26 protein-coding genes are annotated in these 26,674 nt (G+C 61.6%); 11 read left to right on the forward strand and 15 right to left on the reverse strand.

What is annotated here, in order from left to right; genetic code table 11:
• Positions 1–187 precede the first annotated feature (187 nt).
• From CTATCC11996_RS16020 to CTATCC11996_RS16030, 3 genes are all read left to right on the forward strand, one after another.
• Positions 188–2,260: an ATP-dependent helicase gene (locus CTATCC11996_RS16020; protein WP_003078033.1), complete on the forward strand. Its 2,073-nt coding sequence runs from the start codon at positions 188–190 to the stop codon at positions 2,258–2,260.
• Positions 2,261–2,374: 114 nt separating this feature from the next.
• Positions 2,375–2,698, forward strand: a complete 324-nt coding sequence (locus tag CTATCC11996_RS16025) for a hypothetical protein (RefSeq protein WP_233506484.1) — start codon at positions 2,375–2,377, stop codon at positions 2,696–2,698.
• A 50-nt stretch (positions 2,699–2,748) separates the two neighbouring features.
• Positions 2,749–3,963 (forward strand): phospholipase A, encoded by a 1,215-nt coding sequence (locus tag CTATCC11996_RS16030; RefSeq protein WP_003078037.1) that lies wholly within the window; start codon positions 2,749–2,751, stop codon positions 3,961–3,963.
• A 38-nt stretch (positions 3,964–4,001) separates the two neighbouring features.
• Here CTATCC11996_RS16030 and CTATCC11996_RS16035 read toward each other — a convergent pair whose 3' ends face one another.
• From CTATCC11996_RS16035 to CTATCC11996_RS16070, 8 genes are all read right to left on the reverse strand, one after another.
• Positions 4,002–4,673, reverse strand: a complete 672-nt coding sequence (locus tag CTATCC11996_RS16035) for a GDSL-type esterase/lipase family protein (protein ID WP_042438234.1) — start codon at positions 4,671–4,673, stop codon at positions 4,002–4,004.
• A gap of 179 nt (positions 4,674–4,852) precedes the next feature.
• Positions 4,853–5,245, reverse strand: a complete 393-nt coding sequence (locus CTATCC11996_RS16040) for a RidA family protein (protein ID WP_003078041.1) — start codon at positions 5,243–5,245, stop codon at positions 4,853–4,855.
• 2 nt (positions 5,246–5,247) lie between these two features.
• Positions 5,248–5,709 (reverse strand): acyl-CoA thioesterase, encoded by a 462-nt coding sequence (locus CTATCC11996_RS16045; RefSeq protein ID WP_003078043.1) that lies wholly within the window; start codon positions 5,707–5,709, stop codon positions 5,248–5,250.
• Between the two features lie 76 nt (positions 5,710–5,785).
• On the reverse strand, positions 5,786–7,396 hold the full coding sequence (locus CTATCC11996_RS16050) for a benzoate-CoA ligase family protein (RefSeq protein ID WP_003078045.1): 1,611 nt from the start codon (positions 7,394–7,396) through the stop codon (positions 5,786–5,788).
• 54 nt (positions 7,397–7,450) lie between these two features.
• Positions 7,451–8,614, reverse strand: coding sequence for an acyl-CoA dehydrogenase family protein (locus CTATCC11996_RS16055; protein WP_003078047.1), 1,164 nt, complete (start codon positions 8,612–8,614; stop codon positions 7,451–7,453).
• A 1-nt stretch (position 8,615) separates the two neighbouring features.
• The gene (locus CTATCC11996_RS16060; RefSeq protein WP_003078048.1) at positions 8,616–9,470 is read right to left on the reverse strand and encodes an enoyl-CoA hydratase family protein; all 855 of its coding nucleotides are present in this window, start codon (positions 9,468–9,470) and stop codon (positions 8,616–8,618) included.
• A gap of 21 nt (positions 9,471–9,491) precedes the next feature.
• Entirely contained in the window at positions 9,492–10,262 is a 771-nt protein-coding gene (locus tag CTATCC11996_RS16065; RefSeq protein ID WP_003078050.1) for an SDR family NAD(P)-dependent oxidoreductase, read from the reverse strand.
• Between the two features lie 121 nt (positions 10,263–10,383).
• Positions 10,384–12,708 carry a bifunctional salicylyl-CoA 5-hydroxylase/oxidoreductase gene (locus CTATCC11996_RS16070; protein ID WP_003078051.1) on the reverse strand — a complete coding sequence of 775 codons (2,325 nt, stop codon included), beginning with the start codon at positions 12,706–12,708 and terminating at the stop codon, positions 10,384–10,386.
• Between the two features lie 118 nt (positions 12,709–12,826).
• Between CTATCC11996_RS16070 and CTATCC11996_RS16075 the strand changes: the two genes are divergently transcribed.
• A complete protein-coding gene (locus CTATCC11996_RS16075) occupies positions 12,827–13,351 on the forward strand; it encodes a MarR family winged helix-turn-helix transcriptional regulator (RefSeq protein WP_370511085.1) in 525 nt (174 codons plus the stop codon).
• 38 nt (positions 13,352–13,389) lie between these two features.
• Positions 13,390–13,869, forward strand: coding sequence for a hypothetical protein (locus CTATCC11996_RS16080; protein WP_003078055.1), 480 nt, complete (start codon positions 13,390–13,392; stop codon positions 13,867–13,869).
• Positions 13,870–13,923: 54 nt separating this feature from the next.
• Here the strand turns inward: CTATCC11996_RS16080 and CTATCC11996_RS16085 are convergent, their stop codons facing one another.
• On the reverse strand, positions 13,924–14,397 hold the full coding sequence (locus CTATCC11996_RS16085) for a universal stress protein (RefSeq protein WP_003078056.1): 474 nt from the start codon (positions 14,395–14,397) through the stop codon (positions 13,924–13,926).
• A gap of 121 nt (positions 14,398–14,518) precedes the next feature.
• Here CTATCC11996_RS16085 and tgt point away from each other — a divergent pair, with 121 nt between their 5' ends.
• Positions 14,519–15,691, forward strand: a complete 1,173-nt coding sequence (gene tgt, locus CTATCC11996_RS16090; RefSeq protein WP_003078058.1) for a tRNA guanosine(34) transglycosylase Tgt — start codon at positions 14,519–14,521, stop codon at positions 15,689–15,691.
• A gap of 274 nt (positions 15,692–15,965) precedes the next feature.
• Positions 15,966–17,387 carry a GGDEF domain-containing protein gene (locus tag CTATCC11996_RS16095; RefSeq protein ID WP_034349418.1) on the forward strand — a complete coding sequence of 474 codons (1,422 nt, stop codon included), beginning with the start codon at positions 15,966–15,968 and terminating at the stop codon, positions 17,385–17,387.
• Positions 17,388–17,436: 49 nt separating this feature from the next.
• On the opposite strand, the gene CTATCC11996_RS16100 is transcribed toward CTATCC11996_RS16095, so the two are convergent.
• The 4 genes from CTATCC11996_RS16100 to CTATCC11996_RS25830 all read right to left on the reverse strand — a co-directional run bounded on the left by CTATCC11996_RS16100 (position 17,437) and on the right by CTATCC11996_RS25830 (position 20,133).
• On the reverse strand, positions 17,437–18,537 hold the full coding sequence (locus tag CTATCC11996_RS16100) for a hypothetical protein (protein ID WP_003078062.1): 1,101 nt from the start codon (positions 18,535–18,537) through the stop codon (positions 17,437–17,439).
• 70 nt (positions 18,538–18,607) lie between these two features.
• Complete coding sequence (locus CTATCC11996_RS16105; protein WP_003078065.1) at positions 18,608–19,465, reverse strand: DUF2145 domain-containing protein; 858 nt, start codon at positions 19,463–19,465, stop codon at positions 18,608–18,610.
• Between the two features lie 21 nt (positions 19,466–19,486).
• Positions 19,487–19,993, reverse strand: coding sequence for a hypothetical protein (locus CTATCC11996_RS16110; protein ID WP_003078067.1), 507 nt, complete (start codon positions 19,991–19,993; stop codon positions 19,487–19,489).
• Positions 19,948–20,133 carry a hypothetical protein gene (locus tag CTATCC11996_RS25830; protein WP_034349423.1) on the reverse strand — a complete coding sequence of 62 codons (186 nt, stop codon included), beginning with the start codon at positions 20,131–20,133 and terminating at the stop codon, positions 19,948–19,950. Before CTATCC11996_RS25830 ends, CTATCC11996_RS16110 begins: the two co-directional genes overlap by 46 nt.
• A 129-nt stretch (positions 20,134–20,262) precedes the next feature.
• Between CTATCC11996_RS25830 and CTATCC11996_RS16120 the strand changes: the two genes are divergently transcribed.
• Positions 20,263–20,955: a DUF3047 domain-containing protein gene (locus tag CTATCC11996_RS16120; protein WP_003078068.1), complete on the forward strand. Its 693-nt coding sequence runs from the start codon at positions 20,263–20,265 to the stop codon at positions 20,953–20,955.
• 10 nt (positions 20,956–20,965) lie between these two features.
• On the opposite strand, the gene CTATCC11996_RS16125 is transcribed toward CTATCC11996_RS16120, so the two are convergent.
• A complete protein-coding gene (locus tag CTATCC11996_RS16125; RefSeq protein WP_003078070.1) occupies positions 20,966–22,918 on the reverse strand; it encodes an MFS transporter in 1,953 nt (650 codons plus the stop codon).
• Between the two features lie 105 nt (positions 22,919–23,023).
• A complete protein-coding gene (locus tag CTATCC11996_RS16130; RefSeq protein WP_003078072.1) occupies positions 23,024–23,824 on the reverse strand; it encodes a hypothetical protein in 801 nt (266 codons plus the stop codon).
• 110 nt (positions 23,825–23,934) lie between these two features.
• Here CTATCC11996_RS16130 and CTATCC11996_RS16135 point away from each other — a divergent pair, with 110 nt between their 5' ends.
• The 3 genes from CTATCC11996_RS16135 (at position 23,935) to CTATCC11996_RS16145 (ending at position 26,491) form a co-directional block, all read left to right on the forward strand.
• On the forward strand, positions 23,935–24,666 hold the full coding sequence (locus CTATCC11996_RS16135) for a helix-turn-helix domain-containing protein (RefSeq protein WP_003078074.1): 732 nt from the start codon (positions 23,935–23,937) through the stop codon (positions 24,664–24,666).
• A 200-nt stretch (positions 24,667–24,866) separates the two neighbouring features.
• Positions 24,867–25,271, forward strand: a complete 405-nt coding sequence (locus CTATCC11996_RS16140; RefSeq protein ID WP_003078076.1) for a YXWGXW repeat-containing protein — start codon at positions 24,867–24,869, stop codon at positions 25,269–25,271.
• Between the two features lie 209 nt (positions 25,272–25,480).
• A complete protein-coding gene (locus tag CTATCC11996_RS16145) occupies positions 25,481–26,491 on the forward strand; it encodes a Bug family tripartite tricarboxylate transporter substrate binding protein (protein ID WP_003078079.1) in 1,011 nt (336 codons plus the stop codon).
• Positions 26,492–26,674: the final 183 nt, after the last annotated feature.

The following is a 26,674-nucleotide window of genomic DNA, read 5'->3' on the forward strand; positions in this document are numbered from 1 at the left end:
GCAATCTTCACGCTACACAACTAACACCTTATTACAACAATTATTCAAGTAACAGGAGAGTGCATGTGTAGGTGAAACGCTCGCTGAGTCCCTGATTTTTGTCAGTTGTGAGCACTGTCATCAGGGCTCTTCACAGCGAAGCGGTATGCTCCCAGTCCTTGTTTTTGATGATGGGTCACTCTGCTTCATGTCTGCTGGTCTCAACCTCGCTCAGCTCCAGGCCGTGCATTACACCGACGGTCCATGCCTTGTTCTGGCAGGCGCCGGCTCGGGCAAGACCCGTGTGATTACGCACAAGATAGGCCGTCTGATCGAAACCGGTCTGGCGCCACGCCGCATTGCCGCTATCACTTTTACCAACAAGGCCGCCGCCGAAATGCGCGAGCGCGCCGCAGGTCTGATAGGCCGCCAGGCCAAGGAGGTGCTGATCTGCACCTTCCACTCGCTGGGCGTGCGCATGGTGCGCGAGGACGGCCACATTCTCGGCCTCAAGCCCCAGTTCAGCATTCTGGACACCGACGACGTCACCGGCATCCTCAAGGACTGCGCGGGCGGCACCACCGATGTGGCGACGGCCCGCCAGTGGCAGTGGACCATCAGCGGCTGGAAGAACCAGGGCTGGGACAGCCGCAAGGCCCTGGCCATGGCCCAGGACGACAGCGAACGCAGCACCGCTCTCATCATGCAGCGCTATGAAGAGCGCCTGACCGCCTACCAGAGCGTGGACTTCGACGACCTGATCGGCATGCCCATGCGATTGCTGCGCGGCCACCCCGAGGTGCGTGAGAAATGGCAACGCCTGTTGGGCCATGTGCTGGTGGACGAGTACCAGGACACCAACGCCACGCAGTACGAGCTGCTGAAATTCCTGGTGGGCGAACGTGCCCACTTCACGGCCGTGGGAGACGACGACCAGTCGATCTACGGCTGGCGCGGCGCCACGCTGGACAACCTCAGGAAGCTGCCCGTGGACTTTCCGCAGCTCAAGGTCATCAAGCTGGAGCAGAACTACCGCTCCACCAGCGCCATCTTGCGCGCCGCCAACAATGTGATCGGCCCCAACCCCAAGCTGTTTCCCAAGACACTGTTTTCGGAACTCGGCGAGGGCGAACCCGTGCGCATCGTCGACTGCGACACCGAAGAGCACGAGGCCGAGCGTGCCGTGGCCCGCATCCAGAGCCTGCGCGCCAATATGAACCCGCAGCCCGCGTGGAAGGACTTCGCCATCCTCTATCGCGCCAACCACCAGGCCAAGCCCTTCGAGAAGGCGCTGCGCAAGGCCAACATTCCCTACAAGGTCTCGGGCGGTACCAGCTTTTTCGACCGCGCCGAGATCAAGGACCTGTGTGCATGGTTCCGTCTCTGGATCAACAACGACGACGACCCGGCGTTTCTGCGCTCCATAGGCACGCCCAAGCGCGGCATCGGTCACACCACGCTGGGCAAGCTCGGAGAATTCTCCGCTGCGCACAAGCTCAGCATGTTCGGCTCGCTGTTCAATGCGATGCTGGAAGAGGCACTGCCGCGCAAGGCCTTCGAAAGCCTGCTGGAATTCGGCCGCTATATCAATGATCTGGAATACCGTGCCCGCCACACCCTGGGCTTTGAAGCCTCGCGCAGCTTTCTGATCGACTGGCTCAAGGAAATTGGCTACGAACAGTATCTGTATGACAGCGAAGACAGCGAGTCTGTCGCCGCCGCGCGCTGGAGCAATGTGCTGGAGTTCTGCGACTGGATGGCCCAGCGTGCCGGCGGCCAGATCGAGGATGCCGCAGGCGCCGGTACCCAGACTGAGGTCAAGAGCCTGCTGGAGGTCTCGCAGAACATCGCCCTGCTGTCCACCATCAGCGAGCGCGAGAAGGAGCAGGACATGGTCGTGCTCTCCACCCTCCATGCATCCAAGGGTCTGGAATGGCCCCATGTCATGCAGGTCGGAGTGACCGAGGGCATGCTGCCGTTCAAGCTCGACGACGACGACGGCAAGCAGCAAAAGGTCAGCGATGAAACGGCAGCGCGGCTGCAGGAAGAGCGCCGCCTGATGTATGTGGGCATCACACGCGCCCAGCGTACGCTGGCCGTGAGCTGGACCAAGCGTCGCAAAAAGGGCCGCGAAATGGTGGCCTGCCAGCCCAGCCGCTTCATCAAGGAAATGGGCCTCGATGCGGCCACGGCAAAGGAAGACCCGCGCGAGAAGCTGCGCAAGCTGCGCGAAGAATTTGCCGCACGCAAGAACCAGACGGCGCCGGGCGCTGCCAACTGAAGACCCGAGATGACTCTGAGAACTCTGATTTTCATAGCTGCCAGCGCTTTTTCCATAAGCGCCTGTGCCCAGTTTGAATCCAAGTCTGCCAGCACTTGCCCGCAAGACTGGCAGATGAGCGACAAGCAGCTGCAAGGTGAATGGACAGGCTCCGTCGCCGGCAGCGAAGAAACCGTCCGCATGGTGCTGGGCCCGCATCCCGAATGGGAAGGAAATGTCAAAGGCAGCATCAGCCGCCCGGGCGGCAGCCACCCCATGGTGGGTGATGTAAACGAGGGCACGGTCACTCTCGAAGAAAGCGCTGACGGCTCACGCATTACCGGCACCTGGCTGGGCGAAGTGGTCGACGGCAGCTGCGGTACAGAAATTCACGGCAGTTACCAGGAGGGAGAAAATGTTCCACCCCGTGCGTTCATCATGCGCAAGGCCCAACCCTGAGCAGGGCTGGGTGTTGCCAACCGCAACCGGCCTGTGCATTGATTGATCCCATGAGTATTCGCTTTTTCACCCCGCATCCCCTGACCCTGAGCATCGGCTTGGCGCTGGTCGGCGGCTTGAACCCAGTTACCGCCAACAGCGCGGAACTGCCGCCCCCCGAAAGCTGGCAGCAATGTGCTGCCACCACCAGCAACAACGACCGCCTGGCATGTTTTGACGCCTGGGCAATCAAGCAAGGCCCGGCGGTTGCGCCCCAGGCCTCCGGTTGGAGTGCGCCTGCAGCCAGCGCACAAGCTGCGCCTGCTCTCACAGCCGCTACCGTCTCGGTGAACGATGCCGCGCCCGCCAGTGCGGCTGCGGCGACTGTCGCCAGCGCCGACAGCGGCCTGGGTCTCTCGCCCAACAACGGCGGCTGCCGCGATCCGCGCTACACCGAGGTGTCGCGCTACTTCGAGCTGGAGCCCGGCACGGACTGCGGCACCTTCAACTTCCGCGGCTACCGACCCATGTCGGTCTCCGTGGTCGTTGGCGACGAGGTCAACCAGCAACCCTATTCGCCCAGCCGCGGCCTGGCGACCGAGCAGCCCTATCAGAAGCACGAGATGCGCCTGCAGCTCTCGGCCCGCACCAAGATTGCCTCCGGCCTGCTGACCGGCCCCACCTCTAAGGGCAAGGATTCGCTGTGGTTCGGCTATACCCAGCAGTCCTACTGGCAGCTGTTCAACGGCGATATCTCGCGACCCTTCCGCACCACCGACCACGAGCCCGAGGTCTTCTACGTCTACCCGACGGATGCCCAGCTGCCGCTGGGCTGGCGCTGGCGCTACTCGGGCATAGGCATCGCGCACCAGTCGAACGGTCAGAGCAACCCGCTGTCGCGCAGCTGGAACCGCTGGTATCTGATGACCGGGGCCGAGCTGGGCAACCGCTGGCAGCTGCATCTGAAAGCCTGGCAGCGCATGAAGGAGAGCGCGCTTGAGGACGACAACCCCCATATCCAGGACTACATCGGACGCGGTGAAGTCAAGCTGGGCTGGAACGTCAACGAGCAGAACTACCTGGGCCTGACCGCACGTGGCTCGCTGGGCCAGGGCAAGGGGTCCGGGCGCATCGAGTGGCTGCGCACCCTGGGCGAAGGCTGGAACGGCGGCAAGAGCAATCTGCGCCTGCATGTTCAGCTGTTCAGCGGCTATGGCGACAGCCTGGTCGACTACAACAACAAGCGCACGGTACTCAGCGTGGGTCTGAGCCTGCTGGACTTCTGAAGCCCTCTTGGCCCGCTGCGGCGGGGCCGAGCCGTGGTTTACGCCAGAAAACCAGAAGCCCGGGCATGAGCCAGCAGCAGTTCGGTGAATCGCGCATAGCCTGCGGCATTGGCATGTACCTGATCGGCGCGCAAGGCGCTATTGCCCAGCACCTCGCTCCAGGCATCGGGCAGCAATGCCACCCGGTTGTCCTTGGCCAAGGTTTGGTAGATGGAGTGATCCTTCATGCGCCCCGTCAACGCTGCACTCAGGCTCAGCTCCGGCACGGCCACCAGCAGCACGGGGGTCACCCTGGCTTTGCACAGCTGCAGCATGCGCGTGATCTCGCCTTGCACAACTTGCTCGCTCCTGCGCTGCAGCCAGTCGTTACCACCGGCGCACAGAATCGCCAACGATGGCCTGTGCTCATCGAGCAGCCCCGGCAAACGGTCCGCAATCTGTTTGCTGGTCTCACCCGAAACACCGGCATTCACCACCTTCCAGCCCGTGCGCTCGGCCAGTAGGCTGGGGTAGCTGGCATCTGCGTTGGCTCCAACACCTTGCGTCAAGGAGTCTCCAAGCGCCAACACGGTAGCTCCGGCAGGAACGGCAGCGGCCTTGGGTGTCTTCTTGCCACAGGCACTTAGCAGCATTGCGCCCCCCGTCAGCAATGCTGCGGCACGCATGCCTTGAAGAACATGGCGTCGGTACGGGTCAAATATCGGCTTCATGGCATCTCACAAAACAGCGGGTTTGCAACGGCTGGAGGGCAGCCCCTTGGGCGCGAGGATAGCTCAGCCTCCGCCGCCCCAATGCAAACCGCGCAGCACAACGGTAAAACTGCAAAGCAGCAGCCGTAAAAAAACCGCTGCGCCCAAGGCCCAGCGGCTGTGCGTGCGCAGATTGCCAATCAGTCTGGCACGACTGCCGTCACCTCGATCTCCACCTTGGCCCGGTCCTCGATCAAGGCCGCCACCTGCACGGCCGTCATGGCCACGTTGAATGAACCAATCAGCTCTCGATAGGCCTTGCCGATCTCGGCCTGCTTCGCCAGATATTCCTTCTTGTCGGTGATATACCAGGTCATGCGCACGATATGTTCAGGCTTGGCTCCACCGGCCTGCAGCACCTCGACGATATTGTGCAGAGCCTGCCTGGCCTGCGCCGCGAGGTCGTCGGTATGAAACCGGCCCTCCGCGTCCCAGCCAATCATGCCGGCCACATAGATCTGGCGGCCGCTGACGGCCACGCCATTCGCATATCCCTTGGGCCGGGGCCAGCCCGGCGGCAGCAGTACTTGCATGCTCAACTCCTGTTTTCTGTTGGATTGGATGAACTCAGCCAGCGTTCGATGGCGCGGCGAATTGCTTGTGGCGTGGTAATCGCCTGATGAGTTTGAAGACTGGTGAAGACCAGCACTTTCTGCGCCGTCACGCGCAGCTGGCCGTCAGGGCCTGTGCAATCCACATCGAGCGTCAGCGAACGATTGCCCAGCTTGGCAACCGACAGTCCCAGACTCACGGTCTCACCCATGCGGGTGATGGCGCGAAAGTCGCATTCCAGGTGCACGATGGGCAGACCCACCCGGTCCTTGTGCAGCATGTCCGCATAGCTCAGGCCCAGTGCATTGTTGAACCAGTCTTCGACCAGCCCGTTGAACAGCACCAGATATTGGGGAAAGAAGATGATGCCTGCCGGATCGCAGTGCGCAAAACGAATCGGCACCTGCGTCACAAAGCGTTTTGAAGCCATTGCCACTGCATTCATACCCAAACAATTCCTTCAGCAAAATCTGCCTGCAGCGCTTTTCAAGCAGGCGCATGCAGCTTTAAAAACATGGCAATCAGGTTTGATGCAGGCGAAAGCGCTGCAGCTTGCCCGTGGCCGTGCGCGGCAGTTGATCGACGAACTGTACGGCCCGTGGATATTTGTAGGGCGCGACCTGGCTCTTCACAAAATCCTGCAGCTCCATGACCATGGCATCGCTGGCCACATGGCCGGCACGCAGCACCACAAAAGCCTTGACGATCTGGCCTCGCTCGCTGTCGGCCACGCCAATCACCGCGCATTCAGCCACAGAACCGTGCTGCATCAGGGCCTCCTCGACTTCAGGCGCCGCGATGTTGTATCCGGCCGAGATGATCATGTCGTCGGTGCGTGCCTGATAAACGAAATAGCCATCGACATCCATCAGATAGGCATCACCCGTCAGATTCCAGCCCCGGCTCACATACTTGGCCTGACGGCTGTCGTTGAGATAGCGGCATCCCGTGGGGCCCTGCACGGCCAGTCTGCCCACGGTGCCGGGCGGCACCTCAAGCCCCGCATCATCCACAACCTTGGCACGATAGCCGGGCACGGCCTTGCCTGTGGCACCGGGACGAGCCTCCTCTTCGCGGTGCGAGATGAAGATGTGCAGCATCTCGGTAGAACCGATACCGTCAATGATTTCAATACCGGTCGCGTCCTTCCACAGCGCTCGTGTGGAGGCGGTCAAGGCCTCGCCTGCCGACACACATTTGCGCAACCGGGTGCGGCGGATGCGTTCGCCCTGCTGGGCCATCACACGGTAGGACGTGGGCGCCGTGAACACCACACTGGCACCAAATCGCTCAATGCCATCAACCAGTTGCACGGGGCCGGCTTTCTCCAGCAAGGCCATGCTGGCTCCGATGGACATAGGGAACAGCACCTGCCCTCCCAGCCCGAAAGTGAATGCCAGCGGCGGGCTGCCTATGAACACATCGTCGGCATTGGCACGCAGCGTATGCACGGGCCAGCAGGCGCAGACCGCCATCACATCACGATGAAAATGCATGGTGGCCTTGGGCACGCCCGTGGTGCCCGAGGTGAAGCCCAGCAAACAGGTATCGGTGGCTGCGGTTGCCACGGCCTGGAAGTCATCACCCGCATGCTCCATCATGCGCTCCAGTGCATCGGCTTCCACACTGTTGAAATAGCGCACGGCCTTGAGCGTGCTGGTTTTTTCCTGTGCACCCTGTACCTCGGTGCGCAACGCAGCATCGCACAGCGCATGGCTGATTTGCGCTATGTCGATGATGGTGGACAGCTCCTTGGCCCGCAGCAGCGGCATGGCGGCCACGGCAATGCCCCCGGCCTTGATAACGCCAAACCAGCACGCCACCATCATGGGATTGTTGGGTGCGCACAGCAACACGCGATTGCCGGGCTTGAGCCCCAGCTCCTGCGTCAGCACATTGGCGATGCGATTGGCCTTGAGCTGCAGATCTGCATAGCTCCAGCGCAGGCCTTCGGCCTGAATGCACAGACGGTCGCCGCGCCCCTCGCTCACATGTCTATCCAGCAGCTCCACGGCACAGTTAAGGCGCTCGGGGAACCGCAGCTCGGGCAGCTCGAAAATGAACTCGGGCTGCTGCTCGGGTGGCGGCAGGTTGTCGGCAGCAAAGGTATCGATATGCGCGGTGTACGACATGACTCACACTCCTTTTGGCCAAAACAGGCTGATGTTCTTTATTGGTGAGCGCTTTCAGCCATGGTTTTTGATGAGGTCACGCCCGATGATGAGCTGCTGCACCTCGGTCGCGCCTTCGTAGATCCGCAAGGCGCGAATCTCCCGGTAAAGGCGCTCCACGGGTTGCTCGCTGACCACGCCCAGGCCGCCCCAGATCTGCACGGCGGCATCGATCACCTGCTGGGCGTTTTCGGTCGCCGTCATCTTGGCCATGGCGGCTTCCCGTGTAACGTTCTCGCCCTGGTCGCGCAACCAGGCTGCGCGATAGGTCAGCAGCGCCGCGCTGTCGATCTGCGTGGCCATCTGCGCAAGCTTGGCCTGAGTGAGCTGAAAATCAGCCAGCACGCCGCCGAACATCTTGCGGCTGGTCGCGCGCTGCAAGGCCTCATCCATGGCTCGACGCGCAAAGCCCAGCGATGCGGCGGCCACCGAGGTGCGGAACACATCGAGCGTGCGCATCGCCACCTTGAATCCCTCGCCGGCCTCGCCCACGCGCTGGGCGGCAGGCACGCGACAGTTCGAGAACTTCAAACGCGCCAGCGGGTGGGGTGCGATGACGTCGATGCGCTCGGCCACTTCGAAGCCCGGTGTGTCGGCATCCACAATCAGCGCCGACAGGCCACGGGATCCCGGAGCCTCGCCGGTGCGCACAAAAACGACATAGAAGTCGGCAATGCCGCCGTTGGAGATCCAGGTCTTCTCGCCGTTGATCACATAGTGATCACCTTCGAGTCTGGCCTCGCAGGCCATGGCCGCCACGTCCGAGCCGGCGTCGGGCTCGGACAGCGCAAAAGCTGAGATTGCCTCGCCCCTGGCCACCAGGCTCAGATAGCGTGTTTTCTGCTCATCGCTGCCCGCCAGAGAAATCGCCCCCGAGCCCAGACCCTGCATGGCAAACGCAAAGTCGGCCAGTCCGCTGTGGCGCGCCAGAGTCTCCCGGATCAGGCAGATGGCTCTTGTGTCGATCTGCTCCCCCGCACCGCCATAGGCCGTCCCAGCAACCGCATGCCGCAGCCAGCCTGCCTCGCCCAGGGCCTTGACCAGTTTGCGGCATTCGGCATCCACATCGGGGCCATGCGCATGCGCAATGCTCTGCCTCGCCCAGGCATCCAGCGACTGCGCAAGGCGTGCGTGATGGGGCTCGAAAAAAGGCCACTTCAGATAGCTGGTGTCTGCCATGTCAGTTTCCTTGAAAGACCGGTTTTTGCTTGGCGACAAACGCGTGATAGGCACGCGAGAAATCCTCGGTCAGCATGCACAGTGCCTGGGCCTGCGCTTCGGCCTCAATCGCCTGCTCAATCGTCATGGCCCATTCCTGGTGCAGCATGGTCTTGGTAATGCCGTTGGCAAAGCTGGGACCGGCAGCCAGATCGCCAGCCAGCTTCTGCGCCTCGGCCAGCACGCTCTCAGGTTCGCACAGACGGTTGAAGAAGCCCCAGCGTTCGCCCTCCTCACCGCCCAGGCTGCGTCCCGTATAGAGCAGCTCGCTCGCACGCCCCTGACCGATGATGCGAGGCAGCATGGCGCAGGCCCCCATGTCGCAGCCCGCCAGCCCCACGCGGTTGAACAGGAACGCAGTCTTGCTGCGCGCGGTGCCCAGGCGCATGTCCGAGGCCATGGCCATGATGGCCCCAGCACCCGCACATACGCCATCGATTGCCGCGATGATCGGCTGAGGGCAGGCACGCATGGTCTTGACCAGCTCGCCCGTCATGCGGGTGAACATCAAAAGCTCCGGGGCCTTGAGCGCGACCAGCGGCCCGATGATTTCATGCACATCGCCACCCGAGCAGAAGTTGCCGCCGGCGCCGACCATCACCACTGCCTTCACATCCTGAGCCCACTTGAGCTGGTGAAACAGGTCACGCAGCTCGGCATAGGAATCAAACGTCAGCGGATTCTTGCGCTCAGGGCGATTGAGGGTGATGGTGGCCACACCATCTGTCACCTGCCACTGGAAATGCGTGGCCTTATAGCCCGCCAGCAGCTTGTGATTGCCAGCTTGCAGCGCTGGATCGATTGCATATTCGCTCATGTCTGTCTCCAATAATCCGGTTCACATGACTTCGCCACCAGCGACGGCTATGGCTTGCCCGGTAATACTTGATGCACCTCGCCCACATAGCCACAGCACGGCGTCCGCCACCTCGTGCGGCTGTACCAGGCGGCCTTGGGGGTTGGATTTGACGAACTCAGCCATTGCCTGCTCTGGTGTGCGGCCGGTCTTGGCAACGACTCGGTCAATGCTGGTTTTGACAATCTCGGTTTCGGTATAGCCGGGGCAGACGGCGTTGACGGTGATCCCGGTCTTGGCGTACTCCAGCGCCAGGGCTCGTGTCAGGCCCACCACGCCATGCTTGGCCGCTACATAGGCCGCGACATAGGCGTAGCCCACCAAACCAGCCGTGCTGGCCACATTGACGATGCGTCCCCAGCCCGAAGCGGACATGGCCGGCAGCACTTGCTGAATGCAGTGCATGGTGCCGGTCAGGTTGACCGCCAGCATCTGCTGCCAATGCGCGGCATCCATCTTCATGAAGGGCGCGCTGCTGGCCTGGCCGGCGTTATTGACCAGAATGCTGATGTCACCTTGCACGGCTGCCGCCTTCGCAAACGCTGTTGCCACCTGTTTTTCATCGGACACATCGGCCAGCACCATCTGGCATTGACCGGGGTGCTCTTCCACCAGTTTCTGCAGCGGCTCGGCGCGACGTCCCAGCACCGTGACGCGAGCGCCCTGCTCCAGCAGTTGGAGCGCAATCGCCTCGCCAATGCCCTGGCCCGCGCCCGTCACCAGCGCATGTTGATGGTTGAGATCGCCTGTCATTGAATTCTCCAGACCACTGGCCCACAGAACTGGTGCACTCCAGCCCGTGGCTCCCCGCAGCGCGGGCTGCGTCTGCATGCGTTGACCGAGAGGGAAAACGCGACGCGAATCAGGGGGTGTTTCATTTGGCCCCGGCTTGCTGCGCTTTCTCGCGCTCGAACAGGGCCTCCATCTGGCGCTTGCCCTGGAAGTATTGCTTGGGCCAGACGATAGGCGTGTAGCCAATCTTGGCGGCCTCGGTCAGCGTCCAGGCCGGGTTGGCCAGATGCGGGCGTGCCACGGCACAGAGGTCGGCACGTCCTGCAGCAATGATGCTGTTGGCATGGTCGGCCTCGCTGATCGCGCCCACGGCCATGGTCGCAATATCGGCCTCCTGGCGAATGCGGTCTGCAAACGGGGTTTGATACATGCGACCAAACACCGGCTTTTCGAGCTTGCTGACCTGCCCCGATGAGCAGTCGATCAGATCGGCACCTGCGGCCTTGAAGGCCTTGGCAATCTGTACCGCATTTTCGGGCGTGATGCCACCCGGCACCCAGTCATGAGCCGAGATGCGCACGGACATGGGCTTGTCCTGAGGCCAAACGGCGCGCATGGCCTTGAACACTTCCAGCGGGAAGCGCAGACGGTTTTCCAGGCTGCCGCCGTATTCATCGCTGCGCTGATTGGTCAGCGGCGAGATAAAGCCCGACAGCAGATAGCCGTGCGCACAGTGCAGCTCCAGCCAGTCCACGCCGATGTCGGCCGCCATTTGCGCAGCGTGCACAAACTGCTGCAGCACCTCATCCATGTCGGCGCGTGTCATGACCCTGGAGATCTGGCTCACTCCCTGCAGATATTGCTGCTCAGACGCTGCCATGATGGGCCAGTTGCCCTGCTCCAGCGGCAGATCCGTACCTTCCCAGGCCAGCCGCGTCGAGGCCTTTGCACCCGCATGGCCGATCTGCATGGCGAACTTGGCATCGGTGTTGGCGTGAATCCAGTCGCTGATGCGTTTCCAGGCCTGCTTTTGCTCAGCACTATAAGTACCCGGGCAGCCGGGCGTGATGCGCCCCTCGGGGCTGACACAGGCCATCTCGGCAAACACCAGACCGGCACCACCGAGCGCACGCGCACCCAGATGAACGAGGTGAAACTCACCAGGCACGCCATCAACCGCAGAGTACTGCGCCATGGGTGAGACCACGATACGGTTCTTCAGCGTGAGGCCGCGCAGGGTATAGGGCAGGAACATGGGCGGCGGCGCATTGGCATCGACCGCGACGCCGTTTCTCTCGGCCAGCCATTTCTCATAGCCGCCAAGCCACTGCGCATCACGCATGCGCAGGTTCTCATGGCTGATGCGCTGACTGCGCGTGAGCATGGAGTACATGAACTGCTCGGGCTCCAGTTGGTCGCAATAGCGCTGGCCGCAGACCTCGAACCACTCCATCGCATTCCAGGCCGCGTTCTGAATGCGCAGCGTCTCGACACGACGCGCTTCCTGATAGGCCGCCAACACCTCGGGAATATGCGCAGCCGCATCACCCCGCTGCTTGAACTGGCGTGCCAGCTCGATCGCATCCTCGATCGCCAGCTTGGTTCCTGAGCCAATGGCGAAATGTGCCGTATGCACGGCATCGCCCATCAGCACCACATGGCTGCCCTTGCGGTTTTTCAACCACCACTGGTCGCAGACCACGCGCTGAAAGTTGATCCAGGCCGAGCCGCGCAGATGGCGGGCATTGGTCATCAGTTTCTCGCCCTGCAGATTGTCCGCGAACAGCTTTTCACAGAAGGCAATGGACTGCTCCTGATCGGCGGTGTCGAGACCGCTGGCTTTCCAGCATTCCTCCGTGGTCTCCACGATGAAGGTTGAGGTCTTGTCGTCGAACTTGTAGATATGCGCCTGAAACCAGCCATGCGGCGTGCGCACGAAATCAAAGGTGAATGCCTCGTAGACCTTGTTCGTTCCCAGCCAGATATAGCGATTGGGGCGGGTGACGATATCGGGCTTGAAGATGTCGGCGTATTTGCTGCGAATGCGCGAGTTCACGCCATCGCAGGCAATCACCAGGTCGGCATCCGGATAGTCCTCGTCGCTTTGCACATCGGTCTCGAACACCAGGTTCACACCCAGCTGTTCGCAACGCGCTTGCAGGATATTGAGCAGATGCTTGCGACCAATCCCCACAAAGCCATGTCCTCCGGAGCGAATCTTGCGCCCTTTGAACAGCAACTCGATATCGTCCCAATGGTTGAAAGCCTGCTCGATCTGCACGGCCGTCACCGGGTCCCAGTCGCGCATATTGTCCATAGTGGCATCGGAGAAAACGACACCCCAGCCAAAGGTGTCGTAGGGCTTGTTGCGCTCCACCACCGTCACCTCATGTGCAGGGCTCATCTGCTTCATCAGCAAAGCAAAGTACAAGCCGGCGGGGCCACCGCCTATGCAGACAATTTTCATGACTGTGATCCGTTCCTGGCTTTTCAAAAAAATTACTTTATATCTAAATTATTAATGCATGAAATTTTCACTAAAATCCGGCCAAACCCTGAACCCAAAGCACGCTAGTTTGCGCACCATGCCAACCATGGCCCAACACAATCCGGATTTTTCCATCGACATGCCCGAAGCCCCGGGACGCGAGGCTGGCCTGTCCCACTCCGACCATCAGGCCGTGCGCCTGTGGCTGCGCCTTCTGACCTGCAGCACACAGATCGAGCAGGTCATTCGCAGCCAGCTACGCACAGAGTTCGGCACGACCCTGCCTCGTTTTGACTACCTGGCACAGCTCAGCCGCTTTCCCAAGGGTCTGCGCATGAAGACCCTGTCGGAATATCTGATGGTGACCGGCGGCAATGTGACCGGACTGACCGATCAACTGGTGGCCGAAGGCTGGGTGGAACGCGTGGCTGACGAGGAAGACCGCCGCTCCATGATCGTGCGCCTGACCCGTACGGGCAAAAAGCAGTTCAAGGCCATGGCAGCTGCGCATGAGCTATGGCTTGAGCAGTTGCTGACTCCACTGGGCAGCAAAAACGCCAGCGATTTGTACGAACAACTGGGCAAGCTCAAACAGGTGCTGAGCTCTCCAGAAAGTGCCTGAGCCTGAAAAAACACCGTTTTGTGACAATTTCATGGAGAATGCCCTGCACGCAGTCCTGCGTGACACAGGCTTGGGGGGCATGGTTCATGGATTTACTGCATCTGCGATATCGGCTCAAGTCCGGGTTCTACTATCTCTACGACATGCGTGATGCACCCAACGCCATCACGGGAGAGCGCCCCTATCGCCTCAAGACCGAGCTGGTCGCCATCGCGTTTGATCGAATCACAGGCCGCGTGCACCAGCATGGTCACCCCACCCGCATCCACTCCTGGGCCATGGGCGCGCAGCGCCGTCTGCGCATGGCAGGAGACTGGGAAGGCGCGAACCGGCTGGTCGTGGTCTCCGGCCCGCTGCCCGAAGAAGAAATCAACAAATGCCTGAGCGTGCAAGGCTACTGCCGCTGGATGCTGACGCGTCTGGCAAACATGCCGCATGGCAAATTTGCAGCCCATCGTGCAGGCAGCCGCAGCAGCTGGCAAAGACGTGAGTCAGGCCAGCAGCGCCAGGCTGCCTGATTTCCACTCAAATTTCCGCCAGCTCTTATTGATCAAGCGCATAGCGCCATCAAATCAGGATTCAGCCTCTTCAGCGGAACTGTCATCCGCCTCGGCCACTTCGGGCATTTTCACAATCGTCACCGGCAGCCGGCTGTGTCTGGCCACCTCGCGAGAGACCGAGCCGATCAGGATGCTGCCCAGGCCGCTCTGGCCCGTCGCACCGATGATGATCTGATCGCACTCATTGCTCTCGGCAATATCAATCAGGGTATTGGCCTCTTCGCCCAGGCTGATCTCCACTTCATAGGAGGCCCCGGCCTCCTTGAGAAGATCCTGTGCAGGCGCAACCAGATCCATGCCGGCTTCGATGCTGGCGTTGGCAATCAGGTCTGAATCTGTGGTTGCAAGCTCCAGCAGCGTGGCCTCCTTCTGCACATGAGCTATCACAAAGTGAGCATCCAGTCCGCTCTGCAAAAGCTTGATGCCGTGGCGTACGGCCTCAAGTGCGACATCCGATCCATCCACCGCAATCATGATCTTGAGCATGGCAACCTCCTGTTCGTCTTGCGCACCAGTGTAGGCCCTGGCTGCAAAGACGGGTTGCGAATCTGGGGCAAGCACCGGCTATTGCAGCAGTGCTTGCGGGCATCTGGGAAAATAGCGGGCTATGCTGCAGTTTGACCTTCTCAAGACCGACCCGAACAGCCACGCGCGCCGTGGCACCTTGACGCTTAACCACGGCAAGGTCCAGACCCCCATCTTCATGCCCGTGGGCACCTATGGCACCGTCAAGGGCGTGATGCCGCGTAGCCTCGAAGAAATGGGCGCGCAGATCATCCTGGGCAACACCTTCCATCTGTGGATGCGTCCTGGCCTGGACATCATGAAGTCCTTTGGCGGTCTGCACGACTTCGAGAAGTGGGACAAGCCCATACTGACCGACTCGGGCGGTTTCCAGGTCTGGTCGCTGGGTGCCATGCGCAAGATCACCGAGGAAGGCGTGCATTTCCAGAGCCCCGTGAACGGCGACAAGCTGTTCATGTCGCCCGAGGTCAGCATGCAGATCCAGACGATTCTGAATTCGGACATCGTCATGCAGCTCGACGAGTGCACGCCCTACGAAACCAACGGCAAGAAGACCACCGAAGCCGAAGCGCGCAAGTCCATGGAGATGAGCCGTCGCTGGGCCAAGCGCTCCAAGGAGGAGTTCCAGCGCCTGGACAACCCCAATGCCTTGTTCGGCATCGTGCAAGGTGGCATGTATACCAATCTGCGCGAGGAATCGCTGCAGGGTCTGCTGGAAATCGATTTCCCCGGCTATGCCGTAGGCGGCGTCTCCGTGGGGGAGCCCAAGGACGAGATGCTGGAGATCATGGCTCACACGCCGCATCTGCTGCCCGCCAACAAGCCGCGTTACCTGATGGGCGTGGGTACGCCCGAAGACCTGGTGCAAGGCGTGGCCGACGGCGTGGACATGTTTGACTGCGTGATGCCTACCCGCAATGCTCGCAACGGCACCATCTTTACGCGCTACGGCGATCTGAAGATCCGCAACGCCCGCCACAAGGTGGATCACCAGCCCATAGACACCACCTGCACCTGCCATGCCTGCGCGGGCAAGAGCGGCGTGAGCTGGGACGATGGCGGCCGAGAAGGCTTCAGCCGAGCCTATCTGCACCACCTGGACCGCTGCGGCGAAATGCTGGGCCCCATGCTGACCACCATCCACAACCTGCACTATTACCTGAACCTGATGCAGGAAATCCGCAACGCACTGGACGCAGGCACTTTTGCCCAGTTCCGCGCCCAATTCAAGGCCGACCGCGCACGCGGGGTTTGAGCCACCCATCGTCTGCCGCAGCAGAACCACCAAAAAGCCAGAGCGAGTCTCTGGCTTTTTTCATTCGGCGGTTGATATCCGGCTTGCCTGTAGTCCGTCAAATGAAAAACATCGTCAATTGCCCGCCTCAAAACCGCTTCGGCAATCATTTTTCTGTATGTTTTTGTTAAAACCACAACATCTGACGGCAACAACAGGCATTTTTGGCGATTGATATCGAATTCGCAAAGAGCCACTGAAGAAAGTTCCACGAAACGCTCTCGGCCCCTCCCCCATGACCGACGCCTCCGCACCCAAGCCAACGCCGATGCTGCAGACCGCTGCCCCCAGGACATGGGCAGCGGCGCTCGGGCTTGGGAGCCTGGTGTTTCTGGCCGCCTTGCTGGGCATACTGGGGCGCCCCATGGGATTTCTCTCGGCGATCTGGCCTGCAAACGCACTGCTGCTGGGCCTTTTGCTGCACCGCCCTGACTGGCTTCGCCCGAGCTCGGTGCTGGCGGTTTCGGTCGCCTATATCGCAGCTGATCTGCTCACAGGCAGCCGGCTCGATGTGGCAATCCTGCTGAGCATCGCCAATATGGCCGGTGTGGGCGCGGCCTGGGCGCTGATGCACAGACAGCGCCATGCCACTTTGTTCATGCAACGCCAGTCCTCCGCCCTGCTGCTGTTTGTGGGCAGCGGCCTGGGCGCACTGACGGCAGCGCTGCTGGGAGCGCCGGTGCTGAGCGCCGTTTTCGGGACGCCGCACTGGCAGGCCTTTTCCATGTGGCTGAGCAGCGAATGGCTGAACTACATGATGTTTTTGCCCATTGTCCTGGCCTGGCCGACACGCAAGCAGCCAGCTGGGCATCTGGGCGAGTCCTCCCCCTTGCGCCGCATCCTGCCTTTGCTGTCTGTCATTGCGCTGGAAGCCATCAGCTACTGGATCAAAGGTCCCGGCTCGCTGGCGTTCTCGCTGCCGGCTCTCATATGGTGCGCGCTGAGCTATCGCATCTTCAGTCTGACGCTGATCACGGCAACACTTTGCCTGAGCAGCATCATTTTCATTTCGCTGGGCACGCTTGAATTCACACCCGCACATTTTCTGGAGGCTTTGTCATTTCGCGTGGGGCTATGCATGCTGGTGCTGGGCCCACTTGCGGTGGCAGGATCGCATATGGCGCGCAACGAGCTGATGCAAAAGCTCAGTCATGCCGTCAACCACGACTTTCTGACCGATATGCTGGCACGCGGCGCCTTCATGAAGCAGGGACAAAGAATACTGGAGCGTTGCCGCCAGGATGGCCAGCCCTTCGCCATTCTGATGCTGGATCTCGACCATTTCAAACAGATCAACGACAGCTTCGGCCATGCGGGAGGCGACCAATTGCTGCGCAGCTTCAGCCAGACCCTGAGCCAGGTGCTGCGCGCTCAGGACATCGTAGGTCGCATGGGAGGCGAGGAATTCGCCGTGGCTCTACCCAAGGTGGATGCAACCGCTGCGCAGGAGATCGCCAAGCGCATCAACCGCTCCATCCGGGAGCTGCGCGTGCCCATGAATGACAAGACGATGAGCGCCACCGTCAGCATAGGTCTGGCTCATACTGCCAGCCTGCAAGCGCATCAAAGCCTGGACCTGCTTCTGCAGCAGGCAGACCAGGCTTTGTATGAGGCCAAGGCCGCCGGGCGCGATCGCGTCGCAGCGCAGCTTCGCTGAGCGCGACACGCCACTGCCGCCCCCGACAAGCCGGTCGCCCGGCCCACGGTCATCCGGGCTCGCCGGACCCGGAGGCGGGCGAGGCTGCCACCGCCGCATCGGGACGCGGCAGCATCTTGCCGGCCGCAGTGCCACAGCTATGACAAAAGCGTGAGAACGCGCTCTTGCGGGTGTCGCAGCTTCCGCAATGGTCGAACAGGCCGATACCGCAATGGGGACAGAAGTCGATCTCGGTGTTCTTGAGATCCACGGGGCGCTCGCAGCCCGGGCACACATTCTTGGACAGCCGCTCCAGCGCCACGTCATAGCTCAGCTCTTCACGGCGCCGCTCTTCGGGCAGAGACTCCTGCAGCTTCTGTTTTTCCAGATAGCGGTTGAGCGCAAGAATGGCATAGCGGCCCAGCAGCACCGTCACCACGATGCCCACGATGTAGCGCACATAGCCGCCGTAGTCAGGCAGATAAGGCACCAGCTCGACAAAGAAGGCAAACAGCGCAAAAAAGATGAAGCCCCAGACAAAAGGCCACCAGGTACTCTTGCGCTTCCTCGCGAAAAGCCAGCCCGCCACCACCAGCAAAGGCAGGGTAATGGCCAGACGGAACAGAAACACGCGCAGTTCACTGGCTCGCATGGCGGCTTCATATTGGGGATAGGCCTGCTCGCGCAGACTGCTCATCTCGGCCTCGGCGTTGGAGACGGCCTGATTGGCCTCCAGATGGGTCTGTGCTTCCTTCTCGCGCTCCTGGCGGGCCATGTCCTCGGCCTGCTTGAGCGCATCCAGCGCCTTGCTGCGTGCGACCAGTTCTGCATCCTGCTCAGGGCGCTCCGTCGCACGGCGGGTCGCCACCCAGTTGTCAAAGGTGTCGCGCGCCGACTGGTAGCGCGCACGCTCAGCGTCGAACTTGAGCTGTGCCCTGTCCAGCGCCTTCTGGGTCACGCCGGCTGTCTTCTGGGCCTGGTCGATTTCGGCCCGCACACGCTGTACATCGGCCTCAGGAATAAAGGACTCGATCTCCAGCGAGCGATCGGGCTGCGGCAGATTGCCCACCACCAGCCCGCCCAGGCCTATCAGGAAGAAGGCAAACACCAGCGCCACCAGCCAGAGGCCACGGCGAAACCATTTCTCGGGCAAACGCAGAGACTTGCTCATTTTCAATTACTCCAAAAACGTAGCGCCATGCGCATACTCAGCAAGGCCTTGAAGCTAACAGGGCTCAAACTCACTGCACGGTACGCACGGCCGATGCCAGTTGCGTGCGCTGCAACCACTGGGTCACGGAGTCCACCGTCACCGTCTCTATGCGGCTGGCAAAGCGCTTTTCATTCGGATGATCGTCAAACGCGATATTGGCGGCCGTCATGCGTCCGCCCAGTCGCGAGAACGCCCGAATGATGAGCGCGCTGGGTTCATAGCCCCTGGACTGCAGCCAGGCCTGAGCCTGTGCACGGTTCTGAATCGCCGCAGGCTCCATGGCAGCGGCCAGCGTCTCGGTCGCCCATTGGTTCGACTGCTGGTATTTGCTGCTCCAGACATAGCTGACCATGCTGTAGGGCTCGTTTTGCAGGCGCAGCACCGTGGGAGCACTCAGGAACTTGAGCAGGGCCTGCTGCACCGCCGGTGTCGGGATCTGAATGGCGGCTTCGTAGCGCCACATATCGTCAAGAAAGAACTCGCCCAGGCCCTGGCGGTAGATATGGCCGGATGCGGTGCCGCACTCGTTGAGCTTGTGCGCCACGCGCCAGGGGCCGGCAGGTGTTCTGTAGGCCCAGCCATAGTGCGAGTACTTGAGATCGTATTTGCTCAAGTCCTGTCCTTGCCGAGCCAGCAGCACGACCTGGGTGCCGTTCTTCTGAAACTCGGCATCCAGTGCCTTGGCGGTGCGCGCGGCCAGATTCAGCCCCTTGACCATGACATCGGCGGTCAGCGGACGGTCTTCACAGCTGCGGCCAGCCTCTGCCGAGCCTGCCCAGGCAATCAGCGCGGCGCCCAGCGCCAGCACCACAGGGCCGGGAATGGGCATGCCGGTGCGTTGAGCGGGCGCCATGGCTTGTACAACGTTTGACGATTCCTTGATCATGCGAGCCTCCAGCTTCTTGAATTACAGACGCTCGTTGTGCATCAGCGCCTTGCCGATTTCGTTGGGGATGAAGGCCAGCACCTTGCCTGCCGTGGACAGGATCACACCGGCCGCCGTCGCGCTGGTCTGCACCACCGTGCCCACACCGACCGACAGGGCACCCGCAGCCTGGCCAGAGACCTTGACCACGGCCGAAGTGCCGTCAGCCACATTCTTGAGCACATAGGTCACGCCTGTGGCACTGCTCTCCACAGCCTCAACGATCACGGATGCACCAGCGGCCGACAGAAACAGGGGTATTGCCACAACTTCCTCCGAAGCACCACCCGATACCGCTGCAACCACCGATGCCACAGGCAGGGCCGACAGCACCAGAGAGGCTTCGCTCTGGGCGTGGACTGCGCTGCCGCCCAGCAAGGCAAAGGCCGCGCCCAGGGCGCACAGGCTATTGCGAAGAGGACGGATAAAGGTCAGGGCGTTGATCACAAATGGCTCCCGGTGGTTGTTGAAATGAACCGCTGTTTCCATGCGGCGACGAACGAATCATCCATGCGCCCGAAACTTTGGCCCTGTGTTTTGTCAAAATCAGCAAGCGGCAGGTCTCGCAGTATCGCAAAGCGATACTTCCCGCCCGTTGCCAGCGCGCAAACCAATTGCAGCTTGCACATCTTGCCCCACTCCCGCGCCCACAACTTTCAAAAATCATCAGGCAATCCATGCGGCTTCACTCTCAGACCTTCGCCCTGCACAAACCTTCACGCCGACAAAGCCGGCTTGCTGCAGCGCTCGCCACGGCCATGTCCACGCTAGCTGTCTCTGCACTGGCGCAGGGCAGCAGCATTCCCGCTTTTTCGCAGATGCCGCCTGGCCCTCTTGGAGGGCCCTGGCACTTTGCCACCCTGCCCAACAAGAACCCGACGGCATTCAATGTGGTGGACCAGGATGGCGGGCATGTGCTGCGCGTGAGCACACAGGACGCCTACGGCAATATGGTTCACACGCTGCACCAGGCTGCCACGCCCGATCTGCAACTGCAGTGGCGCTGGCGCGTGGATCAGCTGATCGACAAGGCCGATATCAAAACCAGAGCCGGTGACGATGCGGCGCTCAAGCTCTGCATGTCCTTCGACTTTGACAAATCGCAGCTGAGCTTTGGCGAACGGGCAAAGCTGCGTCTGGGCAGAATCAGCACCGGAGAGGATATTCCAGCCGAGACGCTGTGCTATGTCTGGGACAACAAGCAACCCACAGGCACGGTCATGCACAACGCGTTCACGCATCGCATGCGCTATATCGTGCTGCAAAGCGGCAGCACGCACAAAGGCCAGTGGGTAACGGAACAGCGCAATCTGACGTCCGACTATCTGCACGCCTTTGGCGACGAGTCCCAGGCCATGCCCACCATCATCGGTGTCACTGTCTCGGCGGACTCGGACAACACCCATGGCGAAGGACTGGCCTACATGGGTGATATCCGGCTCGCGCCCTGATCATCCAGCCTTAACGCCGGAGCAATTCCGCCACGTTCTGCTGCAGCAGGGCCGGAGTGACCGCGGCAGCCGCCACGGGCTCGCCCACTTCCAGCCCCACACGGTTGAACAGGCCGCGGCGCAGCGGTTTGACCATGGCCACATTCCTGCCGCCGCGCAACTCGATGCGGCTGAAGTAGGAGCCCCAGAGATTGGTCAGCGCCATGGGAATGACGGAAACCTGCAGGCCGTCGTCTCGCGCGTGATCGAGAATCTTCATGATGCCGCCCTTGAACGGCTGCAGCTGGCCGTCAGAGGTGATGCCGCCCTCGGGGAAGATGGCCAGCAGATCACCCTCGCGCAGCACCTCGGCGGCACGCGCGAACGCGGCCTCATAGGTGGCTGGGTCATCCTTGTGGGATGCAATCGGAATCGCCTTGGCCAGCTTGAACAACCAGCCCAGCACCGGTGTCTGAAAGATGCGGTGATCCATCACGAAGTGGATGGGGCGCGGGCTGGCCGCCATGAGCAAGATGGCATCGACAAAGCTCACATGGTTGCAGACCAGAACGGCCGCGCCATCGCGCGGAATATGCTCGTCGCCACGCACCTTGAAGCGGTAGACAAAGTGGGTGATGACCCAGGCGACAAACCGCAGCAGATATTCGGGCACCAGCAGGAACACATAGAGCGCCACGATGGCGTTGGCGATGCCGGTGATCAGAAACACCTGGGGAATGCTGCAACCTGCGGCCAGCAGGGCGCCGGCCAGCACGGCCGAGGCGATCATGAACAGCGCGTTCAGGATATTGTTGGCCGCGATGATGCGCGCACGGTGCGTGGGCTGGCTGCGCATCTGGATCAGCGCATACATGGGCACGCTGTAGATGCCGGCCGACAGCGCAAGCAGACCCAGGTCCAGCATCACGCGCCAGTGTTTGGCCTCTCCAAAAAAGGCACTCACGCCCATCAGCTCTGAGGGCGGCAGCGCGCGCGTGGCAAAGAACAGATCAATCGCAAACACGCTCATGCCAATCGCGCCCAGCGGCACCAGGCCGATCTCCACCTGGCGACGGCTGAACACTTCACACAGCAGCGAGCCAATGCCTATGCCCACCGAGAAGATCACCAGCAGCAGCGATGCCACATGCTCGTCGCCATGCAGCACCTCCTTGGCAAAGCTGGGAAACTGCGAGAGGAACACCGCGCCGAAGAACCACATCCAGCTGATGCCCAGCAACGAGCGGAACACCACGGGCTGCTGGCGTGCCAGCTGGAGGTTGCGCCAGGTTTCGGTAAACGGGTTCCAGTTGATCACCAGGCCCGGGTCGGTCGCCGGCGCATGGGGAATGAACTGTGCGCAGATGCGGCCCACGACCGCAACGGCCACGCAGGCCATGGCCACCTGCATATGACCGACCTCGGGCACGGCAATCAAAAGACCGCCTGCGACCTGACCCAGCAGGATGGCGACAAAAGTGCCCATCTCCACCATGCCGTTGCCGCCCGTGAGTTCGCGGTCATTGAGCACCTGTGGCAGATAGGCGAACTTGACGGGGCCGAACAGCGTGGAGTGCAGCCCCATGAGGAACACGCACAGCAGCAGCACTGGCACATTGGCCTGAATGAAACCCCAGGCCGCGATCAGCATGATGGCGATCTCGAGGTTCTTGACCAGGCGGAACATGCGAGTCTTGTCCCATTTGTCGGTCAGTTGGCCCGAAGTGGCCGAAAACAGCAGATAAGGCAGGGTGAACAGCGCACCGATCACCAGGCCCGCCATGGAAGGCGGCAGCCACGAGACGCTGAGCTGATAGGTGACCATCACCGTGAAGGCGAACTTGAAGAGATTGTCATTGCCTGCACCGGCAAACTGCGTCCAGAAAAACGGCGCAAAGCGGCGCTGGCCCAGCAGGGCAAACTGGTTGGGGTGGGCATGCTGCTGTGCAGCGGCGGCCGTATGCACGGTCGGCGTGGAATTCATGGATCTCTCCCTGTGGCGCTGCTGGCATTGTGCCAACTTGCCCGGATTTTTTTGTAGGTTTTATGCGGCTGACGCTTGTTGAACATGCGCCAGCCGCTATGAATATTACGACTCGCGCCACTGCAGCAAGGCACGCAGCACAGGCCACGCGGCTGCGGCGGCCACCAAGTGCTTGAGGCTGTGGCCGGAGATTGCGTACGCGGTCACATCGAACACATCGCCGTCCGACAGCTCCAGCAGCTTGGCCACGAAGTACAGACCGATCACCCAGCCCAGCTCCACGGGCAGCGCATGACGACGCGGCGCCACAAAGGCCAGCCACAGGAGAGTCAACATGCCGCCCCCCTGCACCAGCACCCAGGGCAGCACATTGCTGGTCTGCGCCCAGACCGCCACGCTGACGGGCGCCGCCACCAGCAATACCCCGGCAGTGATGCGGGCGCTGATGTCGTCAATGCGCGTCTGCACCGCCAGGCCCAGCAAGCCGGCGAAAGCCAGGCTCATGCCCAGCCGGTCCCAGACCAGACTCGAATCCTGCGGTGCCCAGTGATAGTACGCAGACCCCGCGCTCGAGCACAGCAGGCCCGTGAAGAACAGAGCGCACAGGGCACGCGCCGTGCCGTTGAGCTTTTGATAGTCGGCACGCCCCAGCGCGACCCAGCCCGCCAATCCCGCCAGCACAAACCCCAGATTGCTCAACACATCGGCGGCATTCGGCACACCCAGCCAGCCGCGCTGGTTGGCAAAGGCGTGATAGTGCTCGGGCTGGGCCATGCCGGGCATCAGCAGCGCCAGCGTGAACAGCAAGGCCATACCCCCGAACAAGGCAAAGCGCTGCTCCAGCGTGCCCGAGGTCTCGGGGCTCGTCATTTCCACGGTCGTGATCGATGAGGTATGCAGTTGCATGGCGCTTCCTTGTGTGAATGCCGCGCAGTATGGAAATCCGCCGAAGCAGCGGCATCAATCTTCTAAACTTGCGCCATATCGCTGCACTGCCAGTACTACCAACCGATACCATGAGCACGACCGCCGATCTCGTCACCGCCATCAAGAAAGAACTCAAGGCCGCGCAGATGACCTATGCCGACCTGGCCCAGTCCATAGGCATGGCCGAATCCAGCGTCAAGCGCATGCTGGCCAAGGGCGACATGCCGCTGTCGCGCATTGACGAAATCTGCCGCGCCCTGCACCTGGACTTTGCCGATCTGGCGCGCAATGTGGCCGATAGCCGGCCGCTGCTGCAGCAGATCACGCGCGAGCAGGAGATTGCCGTGGTTGCCGACCGCAAGCTGCTGCTCACGGCCATCTGCGTGCTCAGCCAGTGGACGCTGGAGCAGATCGTCGCCACCTACCGCATCAGCGAGCCCGAGGGCATCGGCTATCTGGCACAGCTGGACCGCATCGGCATCATCGAGCTGCGTCCCGGCAACCGCTACAAGCTGCGCCTGGCCAAGACCTTCCGCTGGCAGACCAACGGCCCGGTGATGGACTTCTTCCGCGAGAACGCCGTGCTGGACTACTTCGGCGGCACTTTTGCCGGCGAGGACGAGACCATGCTGCTGGTGCATGGCTCCATCGCCCCCAGCCTGGCCCCCAGCTTCGTGGAGCGCATCCAGCGCATCGGTCAGGACTTTTCGCAGCAGCATCTGCAGGACCAGCGACTGGGGCCCAACAAGATCGAGGGCTACACCCTGGTGCTGGGCATGCGCAAATGGGAGCTGCCCGCCTTTGCGGCCTTGCGCCGGTAGACGGCCACTCCCAAATATGTAGCTAAATGCGCTTGCTGCATCTGCATCAGCCGCCTGTTTCATACATTCTTCACCAAACAGACACACAAGATTGCAAGACTTCGCACAGCGGCAACCCACGGTTGACGCTGGCCATCCAACATGGAGCCCAAGGGATGCCTGGACCCACAGACAGCCCGCTACCCATGAAGGAGGCGTATATGCTGACAATCCGCAACACCATCCAAACCGTCGCTGCCGCAGGCGCACTCGCCCTGCTGGGCTTTGTCGGTAGTGCACAGGCCCAAAACGCTTACTGGGCGGGTGCCAGCCAGGGCGCCTATGTGAACGTACAGTTCAACGCACCGCCCCCCGTCCGCTATGAAGCCGTGCCCGCTCCGCGTCGTGGCTATGTCTGGGCTCCTGGTTACTGGGAGCCGCGCGGCCACCGCCATGTCTGGCGCGCCGGCCACTGGGTGCAGAACCGCCCCGGCTATGTGTACCGCCAGCCCGCCTGGGTGCAGCACGGCAACCGCTGGGACTACCGCGCCAGCCGCTGGGACAGGGATGGTGACGGCGTGCCCAACCGCCATGACCGCAACCCCCACAACCCCTATCGCCGCTAAGCGCCTATTGACGCTTTAAGCCTTGATCGCTCCCTCCGCTGGCCCTCCGAGTCATCACTTTCCAGCGGATTTCAGCCCATGTCTCGCAAGAGATCTGGGCTTTTTTGCATTAACCCCACAAGCTTAATGCTGCATAAGCATATAGAAGCAAATCATTAAATTACGGACACAATTCACAGCATTCAAGGTTCTTCTGGACAAGTCCCATCATGCGTTTGCTGCCCCGTTTCATCTCCGGTCTTGTTGCCACAACGGCGGCCGCCGCCCTGTTTCCTCTGGCCAGCCAGGCCGCCGATCCCGGTGCCGCCAGCTATCCGCATCAGCCCATCACCATGATCATGGGCTTCAACGCCGGCTCGGGTGTGGATGTGATCGGCCGCGTGGCGCAGGAGCCGCTGGGCAAGATCCTGGGCCAGCCCGTGATCATTGACTACAAGAGCGGCGCCGCCGGCAATATCGGCAGCGAGTTTGTAGCCCGCGCCAAGCCCGATGGCTACACCATCTACTTCGGCACCGCCGCCACCCATGGCAGCAATGCCGCGCTGTACAAGAAGCTGCCGTTCGACGTGGAGGCCGACTTTGTGCCCGTGGCACCGCTGGTGGACGTGGCCAATGTGCTGACCATCAATCCCAATGTGATCAACGTCAAGAACCTCAAGGAGTTCGTCGACGAGGTCAAGGCCCATCCCGGCAAGTACAACTACGCCTCCACCGGCAATGGCGCAGGCACCCATATGGCGTTCGCCGAGTTCAACTCGCGTCTGGGCCTGGACATGGTGCATGTGCCCTACAAGGGCGGCCCCGAAGCCATCACCTCGGTGCTGCGCGGCGAGACCTGCTGCATCATGAACCAGGTGCAGACCGTGCTGAGCCACTACAAGGCCGGCAAGGTGCGCCTGCTGGGCGTGACCACGGCCAAGCCCGTGGAAGCCGTCAAGGAAGTGCCCACCATTGCCGCCAGCGGCCTGCCGGGCACCAAGGGCTTCAACAGCTCCATCTGGTTCGGCATCTTCGCGCCCAAGGGCACGGACCCGGTCATCATCAAGAAGCTCAACCTGGCGGTCAACGACGTGCTCAAGCAGCCCGAGGTGCGCGAGCGCTTTGTCTCCCAGGGCAACACCATCCGCGAAGAGACACCCGAGCAGTTCAAGAAGACCGTGCATGAAGATCGCATCAAATGGGCCAAGGTGGTCAAGGATGCCAAGATAAGTATTGACTAACACCCCCTGAGCGGCCCTGCCGCTTCCCCCTCTCTCTACGCGCTGCGCGCCAAGGGAGAGGAACGACACCCTCGGTGCGGGGCGGCCCTTCCTCGATGTCTCTCACTTGGTCCTGCTTCGAGTTCAAGCAGTGTTAAGTTATCGGTGTTTGTTTGATGCGTCTGCGGCTCAAGCCTCAGGCGC

This window comes from Comamonas testosteroni ATCC 11996 (genome assembly GCF_000241525.1).
In the GTDB taxonomy this organism is placed as follows: Bacteria; Pseudomonadota; Gammaproteobacteria; order Burkholderiales; family Burkholderiaceae_C; genus Comamonas; species Comamonas testosteroni.

Excerpts from the sequence above, each read along its gene's own strand:
- CTATCC11996_RS16020 (WP_003078033.1), top strand. The coding sequence starts at position 188 with ATGTCTGCTGGTCTCAACCTCGCTCAGCTCCAGGCCGTGCATTACACC.
- CTATCC11996_RS16025 (WP_233506484.1), top strand. The coding sequence starts at position 2,375 with ATGAGCGACAAGCAGCTGCAAGGTGAATGGACAGGCTCCGTCGCCGGC.
- CTATCC11996_RS16030 (WP_003078037.1), top strand. The coding sequence starts at position 2,749 with ATGAGTATTCGCTTTTTCACCCCGCATCCCCTGACCCTGAGCATCGGC.
- CTATCC11996_RS16035 (WP_042438234.1), bottom strand. The coding sequence starts at position 4,673 with ATGAAGCCGATATTTGACCCGTACCGACGCCATGTTCTTCAAGGCATG.
- CTATCC11996_RS16040 (WP_003078041.1), bottom strand. The coding sequence starts at position 5,245 with ATGCAAGTACTGCTGCCGCCGGGCTGGCCCCGGCCCAAGGGATATGCG.
- CTATCC11996_RS16045 (WP_003078043.1), bottom strand. The coding sequence starts at position 5,709 with ATGAATGCAGTGGCAATGGCTTCAAAACGCTTTGTGACGCAGGTGCCG.
- CTATCC11996_RS16050 (WP_003078045.1), bottom strand. The coding sequence starts at position 7,396 with ATGTCGTACACCGCGCATATCGATACCTTTGCTGCCGACAACCTGCCG.
- CTATCC11996_RS16055 (WP_003078047.1), bottom strand. The coding sequence starts at position 8,614 with ATGGCAGACACCAGCTATCTGAAGTGGCCTTTTTTCGAGCCCCATCAC.
- CTATCC11996_RS16060 (WP_003078048.1), bottom strand. The coding sequence starts at position 9,470 with ATGAGCGAATATGCAATCGATCCAGCGCTGCAAGCTGGCAATCACAAG.
- CTATCC11996_RS16065 (WP_003078050.1), bottom strand. The coding sequence starts at position 10,262 with ATGACAGGCGATCTCAACCATCAACATGCGCTGGTGACGGGCGCGGGC.
- CTATCC11996_RS16070 (WP_003078051.1), bottom strand. The coding sequence starts at position 12,708 with ATGAAAATTGTCTGCATAGGCGGTGGCCCCGCCGGCTTGTACTTTGCT.
- CTATCC11996_RS16075 (WP_370511085.1), top strand. The coding sequence starts at position 12,827 with ATGCCAACCATGGCCCAACACAATCCGGATTTTTCCATCGACATGCCC.
- CTATCC11996_RS16080 (WP_003078055.1), top strand. The coding sequence starts at position 13,390 with ATGCCCTGCACGCAGTCCTGCGTGACACAGGCTTGGGGGGCATGGTTC.
- CTATCC11996_RS16085 (WP_003078056.1), bottom strand. The coding sequence starts at position 14,397 with ATGCTCAAGATCATGATTGCGGTGGATGGATCGGATGTCGCACTTGAG.
- tgt (WP_003078058.1), top strand. The coding sequence starts at position 14,519 with ATGCTGCAGTTTGACCTTCTCAAGACCGACCCGAACAGCCACGCGCGC.
- CTATCC11996_RS16095 (WP_034349418.1), top strand. The coding sequence starts at position 15,966 with ATGACCGACGCCTCCGCACCCAAGCCAACGCCGATGCTGCAGACCGCT.
- CTATCC11996_RS16100 (WP_003078062.1), bottom strand. The coding sequence starts at position 18,537 with ATGAGCAAGTCTCTGCGTTTGCCCGAGAAATGGTTTCGCCGTGGCCTC.
- CTATCC11996_RS16105 (WP_003078065.1), bottom strand. The coding sequence starts at position 19,465 with ATGATCAAGGAATCGTCAAACGTTGTACAAGCCATGGCGCCCGCTCAA.
- CTATCC11996_RS16110 (WP_003078067.1), bottom strand. The coding sequence starts at position 19,993 with ATGGAAACAGCGGTTCATTTCAACAACCACCGGGAGCCATTTGTGATC.
- CTATCC11996_RS25830 (WP_034349423.1), bottom strand. The coding sequence starts at position 20,133 with ATGTGCAAGCTGCAATTGGTTTGCGCGCTGGCAACGGGCGGGAAGTAT.
- CTATCC11996_RS16120 (WP_003078068.1), top strand. The coding sequence starts at position 20,263 with ATGTCCACGCTAGCTGTCTCTGCACTGGCGCAGGGCAGCAGCATTCCC.
- CTATCC11996_RS16125 (WP_003078070.1), bottom strand. The coding sequence starts at position 22,918 with ATGAATTCCACGCCGACCGTGCATACGGCCGCCGCTGCACAGCAGCAT.
- CTATCC11996_RS16130 (WP_003078072.1), bottom strand. The coding sequence starts at position 23,824 with ATGCAACTGCATACCTCATCGATCACGACCGTGGAAATGACGAGCCCC.
- CTATCC11996_RS16135 (WP_003078074.1), top strand. The coding sequence starts at position 23,935 with ATGAGCACGACCGCCGATCTCGTCACCGCCATCAAGAAAGAACTCAAG.
- CTATCC11996_RS16140 (WP_003078076.1), top strand. The coding sequence starts at position 24,867 with ATGCTGACAATCCGCAACACCATCCAAACCGTCGCTGCCGCAGGCGCA.
- CTATCC11996_RS16145 (WP_003078079.1), top strand. The coding sequence starts at position 25,481 with ATGCGTTTGCTGCCCCGTTTCATCTCCGGTCTTGTTGCCACAACGGCG.